Genomic DNA, 10,000 nt, shown 5'->3' with positions numbered 1-10,000 from the left:
AGGAGCGCAGACCTTCCTGCACCAGACGGGCATGGACGCCCGCAGCGGCGAGGATCATCGGCACGCCCATGCGCTCCGGACCCGACTTCTGATCGGTCAGGACGATCATGGCGGCGCCATTTTTCACAGCAGCCACGGCCTCATCGCGCAAGCTGTCGAGCACGGCGCGCAGGCCCGCCCCCGGCGCCGCCCCTTCGGCGGGCAGCGGGAAGGAACAATCCAGCTCCGCCACCTGACCGACATTGCTGGTGGCCAAAAGGCGCTCATACATGCCCGTCGTCATGAACGGCGAGTCCATGACCAGCACATTGGCCTGCGTCGCGTCTTCGGCCAGGATGTTGCCGAGGTTCTTGAAGCGCGTCTTGAGCGACATGCCGGCTTCTTCGCGCAGCGGGTCGATCGGCGGGTTGGTGACCTGCGCGAAGTTCTGACGGAAATAGTGCGACAGGGGCCGCCACTTTTCCGACAGCACGGCCAGAGGCGTATCGTCGCCCATCGAGCCGATGGCTTCCTTACCGTCCTTCACCATGGCGTCCAGCACGGTGTCGAGGTCTTCGAGCGTGTGGCCGGCGGCGATCTGACGGCGGTCGAGCTCCTCACCGAAATAGGCGCGCGGCTCCGGCCCCGGCTCGATGATCGAATCGACATCGACCATGTTTTCCAGCCACTTGGTGTAGTCGTGCTTGGAGGCCAGCGCGTCGAGGATTTCGTCCTCGCTGAACAGCTTACCGGCTTCGAGGTCCACAGCGATCATGCGGCCCGGCGCGATGGTCATGCGGTGCGCCACGCGGTCTTCGGCCACGCCCGTCATGCCCGCTTCCGAGCCGACGATCAAAAGGCCATCCTGCGTCTGGGTGACACGCAAGGGACGCAGGCCGTTGCGGTCCTTACCGGCGATGACCCAGCGGCCATCGGTGGCACAAACAGCCGCCGGGCCGTCCCACGGCTCCATCACGGCGTTGCAGTAGGCGTAAAGCGCGCGGTGCGATTCCGGCATGGTCACGGCCTGCTTCGACCAGGCTTCGGGGATCAGCAGGGCCTTGGCCATCGGGGCCGAACGCCCGGCGCGCACCAGAAGCTCAAACACATTGTCGAGCGCCGCCGAGTCGGAACCGCGCGGCTGAATGACCGGCTTCACGTCGCGGTCATTGTCGCCAAAGGTCGCTGCCGCCATGCGGATTTCGTGCGACTTCATCCAGTTGACGTTGCCGCGCAGGGTGTTGATTTCCCCGTTGTGCGCCAACATGCGGAAGGGCTGCGCCAGACGCCATTCGGGGAAGGTGTTGGTCGAGAAGCGCTGGTGGAAGACCGCCACGGACGAGACGAAACGCGGGTCCTTCAGGTCGAGATAGAAGTCATCGACCAGCTCGGCCCGGAACATGCCCTTATAGATAAGCGTCTTCGACGAGAAGGAACACAGATAGCAGTCGAGATTGGCTTCTTCGACGCGCTTTTCGATGCGGCGGCGGCACAGGAACATGGCGCGTTCCAGCGCCTCTTCCTCAAGACCGTCGGGCGCGGCCAGCATAATCTGCTCGATTTCCGGGCGCGTGGAATTGGCGCGCGTGCCCAGTTGCGACACATCGACCGGGGCCTGACGCCAGCCATAGAGGTAGAAGCCCGAACGCAGGATTTCGGATTCGACGATGGTCCGCGCCGCTTCCTGGGCCCCCAGATCGTTGCGCGGCAGGAAGACCTGACCGACCAGCACGGGGCCGGGGCGCGGCTCATGACCGATATTGCGCACCTGCTCGCGGAAGAAGTCCTGCGGCACATTGATCATGATGCCCGCGCCGTCGCCCGACTTGCCGTCGGCATCGACCGCGCCACGGTGGAACAGGGCCTTCAGCGCCTTGACCGCCAGTTCGACCACGTCGCGGCGCGGCCGGCCATCAATGGAGCAGACGACGCCGACGCCGCAGGCATCGAATTCCGTGCGCGGATCATAGGCGTCGGCCTCGATCAGGGCGTTACGGTTGCGGTGATAGAGTTCGTAAGACGAGGAGCCGGAAGAGATCATTGAGCGGCCTCCAGAGAAGCGGAAACGTTTGACTGAATATAGTGGTGGATGTCGGCGGCGGCGTCCTGTCCTTCGCGGACGGCCCACACGACCAGCGACGCGCCGCGCACGATGTCGCCGGCGGCAAAGACGCCCGGCACAAAGGTCTGGAACTCACCGGCCTGCACCTTGATCGTGCCCCACTTGGTGACTTCGAGGCCCGGCTGGTTGAACAGGACCGGGATGTTTTCCGGCTCAAAGCCCAGGGCCTCGATGATGAGGTCGGCGGGCAGGTCGTTTTCGGCACCGGGGATGTCCTCGATGCCCTGACGGCCCTGCGCGTCCGGCGTCGTCAGGCGCATACGCTGGATGCGCAGGCCCGACACGTGCTCGGCATCGCCCAGCACGGCCTTGGGGGCCGACAGCCATTCAAACTTGACGCCCTCTTCCTCGGCATTGGCCACTTCGCGGTCCGAGCCCGGCATGTTGGCGCGGTCACGGCGATAGACGCAGGTCACGGCCTTCGCGCCCTGACGGGTGGCGGTGCGCACGCAGTCCATGGCCGTGTCGCCGCCGCCGATGACCACGACGGTCTTGCCTTCGGCGTTCAGCGTGCCGTTGTCATAGGCCTCAACCGCGTCGCCAAAGCCCTTGCGGTTGGAGGCGGTCAGGTAGTCGAGCGCCGCCACGACGCCTTTCGAGCCGCAGCCCGGCACGCTCAGACGGCGCACCTTATAGACGCCGGTGGCGATCAGAATGGCGTCGTGCTTCTGACGCAGTTCCTCGAACGACACGTCATTGCCGATATCGCAGTTGAGGACGAATTCGACGCCAGAGTCGGCCAGACGCTGGGTACGGCGCAGAACAACGTCCTTTTCCAGCTTGAACGACGGAATGCCATAGGTCAGAAGGCCGCCCGGACGGTCGTAACGGTCATAGATGGTGACCTTATAGCCCAGCGTGCGCAGGCGGTCGGCCGCCGCGATCCCTGCAGGGCCCGCGCCGATAATGCCGACGCTCTCCGAACGCTCCTGCGCCGGGACGATGGGCTCGATCCAGCCCTCTTCGAAGGCCATGTCGTTCACATAACGCTCGACCGCGCCGATGGTAACGTTTTCCCAGCCCGACTGCTCCAGCACGCACGAGCCTTCGCACAGACGGTCCTGCGGGCAGATGCGGCCGCAGATTTCCGGCAGGGTTGAGGTCGCCGAGGACAGGCGGAAGGCCTCCTCAAAGCGTCCTTCGGCGGTCATGCGCAGCCAGTCGGGGATGTTGTTCTGCAACGGGCAGCCCGACTGACAGAAGGGCACACCGCACTGGGCGCAGCGCGAGGCCTGCGCATTGGCCTGCTCCGGTTTGAAATCGGCGTAGATTTCATTGAAATTTGTGATGCGGGTCTTCGCTTCGGCCTTCGATGGCGTCTTCTTGTATTCAACGACGAAGCGGTTCGTCTCGTAGGTCATAGGCCCAACCTCACAACTCGGTGCAAAAACCTTCCGTTTTCGGAAGATGGAGTTTAGTTTGTTACAGCGCGCTAAAACGCCCTAAAGCGCAAAAGCCCGCTGAGTTAAAGCGGAAAATGATGTTTTCCGGCGTTTCCCGCCAAAATCGCGACCAAAAACCGAGGTCGTGGGATTTTTGCGGGGGTAGTTACAAATCGTACTATTTCACATGCCTTTTTTCCGGTTTTATCACCCCGTTTCCGGAGCGTAAACCGAAGGTCCAGACATAAGAACCCCCCAGTGTCTGCCGGGGCAATCCCGGCAAATCCTGAGGGGCGTTTCCGTTCCGGTTTTGTAAGTCCTTGCCGCTCGGTTCGGGCGGGGCAGTCCTTGACCGGTTCCGGTTCAGCCCCTTGTCCCTTTGGCGGGCTCCGGGCTATCCGTGCTGGGTCTCTCCGTGCTGTGTCGCGTCAAGACCCTCGATCTCCTGCTCCTCGTCCACACGCAGGCCTGTGGTGAATTTGCAGATCATCAGAATGAGGAAGGTGACCACCGCGCTCCAGCCGATCACGACCACGAGGCCCAGCACCTGTTTAAGTACGGTGGCGTCCTTGGCCAGCGCATTGATGCTTTGATTGGCGAAGACCGCCGTCAGCACCGCACCCACCAGACCGCCGACGCCGTGCACGCCAAAGGCGTCCAGCGTATCGTCGTATTTGAAGGCTTTTTTGAGGGCCGTCGCCCCGAAGAAGCAGGCGATGCCGCCGATAAAGCCGATGGCCAGCGCGCCCTTGGGATCGACAAAGCCCGCCGCCGGCGTAATGGCGACAAGGCCCGCCACAATACCCGAAATCATGCCGAGCAGCGTCGGTTGCTTGCGCTCAAACCACTCAACGATCGTCCAGCCGACGGCACCCGTCATGGCGGCAACAATCGTGTTGAGCACGGCCACGCTGGCGAGCGCATCCGCCGTCCAGGCCGACCCGCCGTTAAAGCCCAGCCAGCCGACCAGCAGCAGCGACGCGCCGATCATCGTAAAGGCCAGATTGTGCGGCGGCATATAGTCGCGCGGGAAGCCCCGGCGCGGCCCCAGAACCAGCGCGCAGACAAGGCCCGCGATACCGGAATTGACGTGCACCACTGCCCCGCCGGCGAAATCGAGCACGCCCATGTTGCCCAGGAAACCGCCGCCCCACACCCAGTGACACACCGGCGCATAGACCAGCAGCGTCCACAGGGCCGTAAACAGCAGGAAGGCCGAAAACTTCAGACGCTCGGCAAAGGCACCGGCGATCAGGGCCGGGGTAATGATGGCAAAGGTCATCTGATAGGCGACCCACAGGAACTCCGGCAGTTGCGGCGCCAGACCGAAGGCCGTCTGCATGGTCACGCCGTTGAGCAGCACCGCATCGAACGAGCCGATAAAGCGGTTCAGCCCTTCATTGCCATTGAGGCCGAACGACAGCGAATAACCGGCCACGATCCACAGCACCGAGACGACAACGGCCGCCGCCACCGACTGCGCCATGGTCGCCAGCACGTTCTTCTTGCGCACCATGCCGCCGTAGAACAGGGCCAGACCCGGCAGGGTCATCAACAGCACCAGCGCCGTGGAGACGATGATCCACGACGTGTGACCGCTATCAAGCGCCAGTACCGCCTGATGCTTGAGAAGCGCCGGTGCTGCCGTCGCTGCTGCTGCCACTGATCCCGTCGTCATACCGCCTGAACCCCGAACGCACTCTGAAAAGGTTTGGAAAACTCGCATCTGCACACAGCGCCCAGCCCACAGGCTTGACGTTGCGCGTCACAGTTTTTCCGACATTTTTGCTCTTTGCGCGAAATTTTACCGAAAAGCGAGCAAATTTTGCGTCATCTGGCAAAAAAATTCACAAACCGCGTTTCGAACTGTTGCAGAGCGGTAGAACAGCGTGTGTCAGGCCTCGCGAAACGGCTGGGCCGTCAACTTGGGCCAGCCCTACCCTACTTAAACGCCTTCAAAGCCGCCCTAACAGAGTTTGCACACGGGAAGTGTCAAAGCGGTTGGCTGACGAGGCATAACAAGGCGGGATGAGGCTCAGAGGAAAAATCTTGATCTCGTTCGAGAATGCCTAGTATTCGATCATAAAATGAAGAAATAGCCTGCTCATAAAATTCCATTCCCCACCGCGATATAAGCGACTCGACCTCATCTATTTCAGCAATTGCATCCAATAAATCGCTGTCATAGCCAGCCCGTCTCAACTTATCTAAGGTTCCTCTCGTTCCGAAGATATAATTGTAGTTCTTATCCCCTGATCCATGTCGCCTGATATAATCCAGGTAACCGAGAACGGCATAGCATATAAATCTTTGATTGCGCTCCAGTTGCACGTTCATGCTTCGGAAAACCTTGTCTTAACTTTATGAAAAATGTTCACCGGACTGCGTTCTCAAAGTAGGCTTTCGGCCCACGTTTAATCTCATCAGGATACACAATTTTTCACGTTTTCCGCCATGCCCATGAGCACTTGGCAAAAAGGCGTTCGAAGTGCTTATGCCTTAAACGCCTTTACCGCCGCGACGATCTGGCTTTGCGTTTCGGCGGTGAGATAGGGGCTGAACGGCAGGCTGATCACCGTCTTCGACTTGGCTTCCGACACGCTCAGATCGCCCGTGCCGGCGGTGAACATGCTATAGCCCGGCTGCTGATGCAGGGGGATGGGGTAGTATACTGCCGTCGGGATGCCTTTTTCACGAAGAAAACCTTGCAGGCCGTCGCGGTTTTCATGCTCGATCGTATATTGCGCCCAGGTCGAGACGTAGCCGTCCTTTACATAGGGCACGCTGGTCACATAGCCGTCCAGCGCCTCATTATAGCGCTTGGCCACGGCCTGACGCAGGTCGATCTCTTCGGCAAAGATGGCCAGCTTTTCGATCAGCACGGCCGCCTGAATCGTATCGAGGCGCGAATTCATGCCGATACGCACATTGAGATACTTGGCCTCGTGCACATAGTTCATGGTCGCCGCGTCGGTCGGGGTCGCGCCACCGTGCACCCGGAACGAGATCAGGCGCTCCAGAAGCGCGTCATCATTGAGCACCACCGCCCCACCGTCACCATAGCAACCCAGCGGCTTGGCCGGATAGAAGCTGGTCGAGGTGGCGTGCGCCCATTCCAGCGGCTGCTTGCCGTCAATCGTACAGCCAAAGCCCTGCGCCGAGTCGGCAATCAGGAACAGGCCGTGCGCCTGTGTGATTTTCGAGATCGCCGGATAGTCGGCGGCCTGCCCGAACAGATCGACGGCGATGACCGCGGCGGGCTTCAGACGCCCTTCGGCCTTGACAGCAGCGATGGCGGCCTCAAGCTTTACCGGGTCCATATTGTACGTCTTCGGGTCGATATCGACAAAGACTGGCTCAGCCCCCGTCATCGGCACCACTTCGGCGGTGGCCACAAAGGTGAAGGCCGGGACAAATACCGCATCGCCCTTACCCACACCCAGCCCCAGCAGGACCAGCTCAATGGCGTCCGTGCCGTTGGCGCACGACAGGGCGTGCTTCGATCCGGCGAAGGCCGCCAGATTGGCCTCAAACGTGCGGACCTCCGGCCCCATAATATAGGCGCCATGATTGAGCACCTTTTTGATCCCGTCTTCGATAGACGCGCCAATGCGTTCGCGCTGCGCACCCAGATCAATAAAGGGAATAGCCATGAGACACCTTCGGTAAGCCACATCAGTTGAGGCAGAGACTTATCACCCCTCACGCCCGGCGCACCTCAAAAGGCATTACCTATCGTTTCATCTGCGGCCTATCGTCGCGGCGCGGCACGCGGAATATTCGGATACCGTATACAGACCCACTTGTCGGACATTTACGCGGGCGATGCGCCGTGCTAAGGCGGCGGCAGACGTGATCCGCGCCCTTCGGATTTCGCTTGAGCCCGTCGCGGCTTTTGCGCATAAGAGCGGCGTGTGAGCGCTAACATGTTTTCACGGATACCCGTTCGGCATTGGTACGGACGCGGGTCCGGGTTTATTTCCGTCGCACGGGCAAACGCCTTATTCATTCAGGGAGAGCTACCTTGACCACCTTCGGCAATCTGATCAACGGCGAATGGGTCGTTACCGGCACCACCTTCAACAACATCAACCCGTCGGACACCAACGACATCATCGGCGTCTATTCGACCGCCGGTGAGCCGGAAGTGAAGGCCGCCATCGCCGCCGCGCGCGCCGCCTTTGAAACCTGGCAATATTCGACGCCGCAGCAGCGTTTCGACATTCTCGACGCCGCCGGTACGGAAATCCTGGCCCGCAAGGCCGAGCTGGGCGCGCTGTTGTCGCGCGAAGAAGGCAAGACCCTGCCGGAAGGCATCGGCGAAGTGACCCGCGCCGGTCACATCTTCAAATATTTCGCCGGTGAAGCCCTGCGCGCCCACGGCGAAGTGCTCGATTCCGTGCGTCCGGGCATCAAGGTCGAAATCACCCGTGAGCCGGTCGGCGTCATCGGCCTGATCTGCCCGTGGAACTTCCCCATCGCTATCCCGGCGTGGAAGATGGCACCGGCCATCGCTTTCGGGAATACGGTGGTGTGCAAGCCGGCTGAGCTGACGCCGGGCTGCGCCTGGGCGCTGGCCGACATCCTGACGCGCGCCGGCCTGCCCAAGGGCGTGCTGAACGTCGTCTTCGCCCGCGGTTCGGTCGCCGGTCCGCTGCTGATCGACGGCTGCGACGCCATCACCTTCACCGGCTCGGTCCCGACCGGCACACGCGTGCGCGACGCCGCCGTGGCCAAGGGCAAGCGCATCCAGTGCGAAATGGGCGGCAAGAACCCGGTCATCGTGCTCGACGACGCCGATCTGAACATTGCCGTCAACTCGGTGCTGAACTCGTCCTTCTTCTCGTCCGGTCACCGCTGCACGGCCTCGTCGCGCATCATCGTGACCGAAGGCATCGCCGATAAGTTCGTGGCCGCTCTGGCCGACGCGGCCAAGGCCATCAAGGTCGGCGACAGCCGCGCCGATGGCGTGCAGATGGGCCCGATCGCCTCTCAGGAACAGCTCAAGATCGCGCAGGACGCCGTGGCCAAGGCCAAGTCCGAAGGCGGTGTGGTCGTCGCCGGTGGCGAAGACCTGACCTTCGGCACGCCGGGCTACTATTACGCCCCGACCCTGATCGACAAGACGACCCCGGACATGGCCATCAACAAGGAAGAGGTCTTCGGACCGGTCGCCTCGGTCATCCGCGTCAAGGACCTCGACGAAGCCATCAAGGTCGCCAACGACACCGAAATGGGCCTGTCGGCCGGTATCTGCACCTCGTCGCTGAAGGCCGCTGAAACCTTCAAGCGTAAGGCTCAGGCCGGTATGGTCATGGTCAACCTGCCGACCGCCGGCGTCGATTACCACGTGCCGTTCGGTGGCCGCAAAGCCTCCTCCTACGGCCCGCGCGAACAAGGCGCCTACGCCAAGGAATTCTACACCATCGTGAAGACGGCCTATACCTTCGCGGGTTAAGTTCGCTGGACAAAAGGACGTGGGGGCCGCCGCCCCCACACCCCGAAACATTAAAAGCGCCCCCGGCAACGAGGGCGCTTTTTTGTGATGCTTATGCGGTTAGCGCCTCCCCTGATTTCAGGGGAGGCGCTTTAGGCTCACCGGCTGGCCAGAGCCGTGCCGCGCACCAGCGCCACCAGCTCCGGGCTGGCCTGACGATACTGGATCGACTCGATCTGATCATTGACGCCGCGCGCGTGGCCTTCGACCCACACCACCTTGCCATCGGCCAGAGCGGCCTTAACCTTGAACTGCGTATCGAAATGCGTGCTGCCGCCTTCGCAGCGATCGAGGTCCACCACCGCCTTGCGCACCGGACCGGACACGCTTTCGGCATCGGCCTTCACCGAGTCGGCAATCGCCTTACCCACCATGCGCTCCTGCTGCGCGTCGCATTCGGCAAAGGCCGGCACGGCGAGGGTCAGAAAGGCCGCAGCGGCGGCGGCACCATAGACAGATTTCATCATGACGAATTCACTCCATTTTTTCTTGTTCTTGGGCGAATGCCTTGTTCAAGGGCGCAACCGTAACCCGTGGGACTGCCCGTAAAGAATGCGCCAATTCAGGGGTTTGGCAACAAAAAATATTCCGGACCCTGAACAAAATCACGGATTTTTTACCGCCGATATTTAATCAGTTTACGGATTAAATGAGCTAATAATATTGTGAAATAAAAGAATTTTGCTCTTCAAGGGCAAAAAAGAAGCCCGACCTAAGGGCCGGGCTCACACGCAAAAATGTTTCAGAAATCAGCCTATAGAGGCCGGATCGTCGCGTTCCAGCGGGTCAGGCAGGGCCTGACCGTCCGGCACAAAGTCCATCGCCACCGAATTGAGGCAGTAACGCAGCCCGGTCGGGCGCGGGCCGTCTTCGAACACATGCCCCAGATGCGAATCGCAGCGGCCGCAGCGGATTTCCGTGCGCACCATGCCGTGCGAGACGTCGCGCAGATAGCGGATATGCCCCTCACCCACGCCCTGATAGAAGCTGGGCCAGCCCGATCCCGAATGGAACTTGGCG

General features: G+C 61.4%; 8 protein-coding genes. 1 reads left to right on the top strand and 7 read right to left on the bottom strand.

Annotated features, from left to right (window positions below):
* From LDL37_RS06700 to LDL37_RS06680, 5 genes are all read right to left on the bottom strand, one after another.
* A partial coding sequence (locus LDL37_RS06700; RefSeq protein ID WP_290795863.1) for a glutamate synthase central domain-containing protein occupies positions 1 to 2,020 on the bottom strand: 2,020 nt, incomplete at its 3' end.
* Complete coding sequence (locus tag LDL37_RS06695; protein ID WP_290795861.1) at positions 2,017 to 3,462, bottom strand: NAD(P)-dependent oxidoreductase; 1,446 nt, start codon at positions 3,460 to 3,462, stop codon at positions 2,017 to 2,019. The genes LDL37_RS06695 and LDL37_RS06700, both read right to left, overlap by 4 nt.
* A 415-nt stretch (positions 3,463 to 3,877) precedes the next feature.
* Entirely contained in the window at positions 3,878 to 5,161 is a 1,284-nt protein-coding gene (locus LDL37_RS06690) for an ammonium transporter (RefSeq protein WP_290795859.1), read from the bottom strand.
* Positions 5,162 to 5,475: 314 nt separating this feature from the next.
* Entirely contained in the window at positions 5,476 to 5,820 is a 345-nt protein-coding gene (locus tag LDL37_RS06685) for a hypothetical protein (RefSeq protein ID WP_290795857.1), read from the bottom strand.
* 155 nt (positions 5,821 to 5,975) lie between these two features.
* On the bottom strand, positions 5,976 to 7,136 hold the full coding sequence (locus LDL37_RS06680) for a DegT/DnrJ/EryC1/StrS aminotransferase family protein (RefSeq protein WP_290795855.1): 1,161 nt from the start codon (positions 7,134 to 7,136) through the stop codon (positions 5,976 to 5,978).
* Positions 7,137 to 7,507: 371 nt separating this feature from the next.
* Here LDL37_RS06680 and LDL37_RS06675 point away from each other — a divergent pair, with 371 nt between their 5' ends.
* Positions 7,508 to 8,941, top strand: coding sequence for an aldehyde dehydrogenase family protein (locus LDL37_RS06675; RefSeq protein WP_290795853.1), 1,434 nt, complete (start codon positions 7,508 to 7,510; stop codon positions 8,939 to 8,941).
* Positions 8,942 to 9,078: 137 nt separating this feature from the next.
* On the opposite strand, the gene LDL37_RS06670 is transcribed toward LDL37_RS06675, so the two are convergent.
* Together LDL37_RS06670 and msrB are read right to left on the bottom strand one after the other, a co-directional pair.
* Complete coding sequence (locus LDL37_RS06670) at positions 9,079 to 9,447, bottom strand: hypothetical protein (protein ID WP_290795850.1); 369 nt, start codon at positions 9,445 to 9,447, stop codon at positions 9,079 to 9,081.
* 282 nt (positions 9,448 to 9,729) lie between these two features.
* Positions 9,730 to 10,000 (bottom strand): peptide-methionine (R)-S-oxide reductase MsrB (gene msrB / locus LDL37_RS06665; RefSeq protein WP_290795848.1); only part of this gene is annotated, 271 nt, incomplete at its 5' end.

The sequence above is a fragment of the Asticcacaulis sp. genome (assembly GCF_020217185.1).
Lineage (GTDB): Bacteria > Pseudomonadota > Alphaproteobacteria > Caulobacterales > Caulobacteraceae > Asticcacaulis.
The sequence above is the reverse complement of the archived record's forward strand: the minus strand, read 5'-3'. Positions and strand labels throughout refer to the sequence as shown.

What these genes read in the sequence shown, in the direction of transcription:
- LDL37_RS06695 (WP_290795861.1), bottom strand. Translation starts at nt 3,462, where the DNA reads ATGACCTACGAGACGAACCGCTTCGTCGTTGAATACAAGAAGACGCCA.
- LDL37_RS06690 (WP_290795859.1), bottom strand. Translation starts at nt 5,161, where the DNA reads ATGACGACGGGATCAGTGGCAGCAGCAGCGACGGCAGCACCGGCGCTT.
- LDL37_RS06685 (WP_290795857.1), bottom strand. Translation starts at nt 5,820, where the DNA reads ATGAACGTGCAACTGGAGCGCAATCAAAGATTTATATGCTATGCCGTT.
- LDL37_RS06680 (WP_290795855.1), bottom strand. Translation starts at nt 7,136, where the DNA reads ATGGCTATTCCCTTTATTGATCTGGGTGCGCAGCGCGAACGCATTGGC.
- LDL37_RS06670 (WP_290795850.1), bottom strand. Translation starts at nt 9,447, where the DNA reads ATGATGAAATCTGTCTATGGTGCCGCCGCCGCTGCGGCCTTTCTGACC.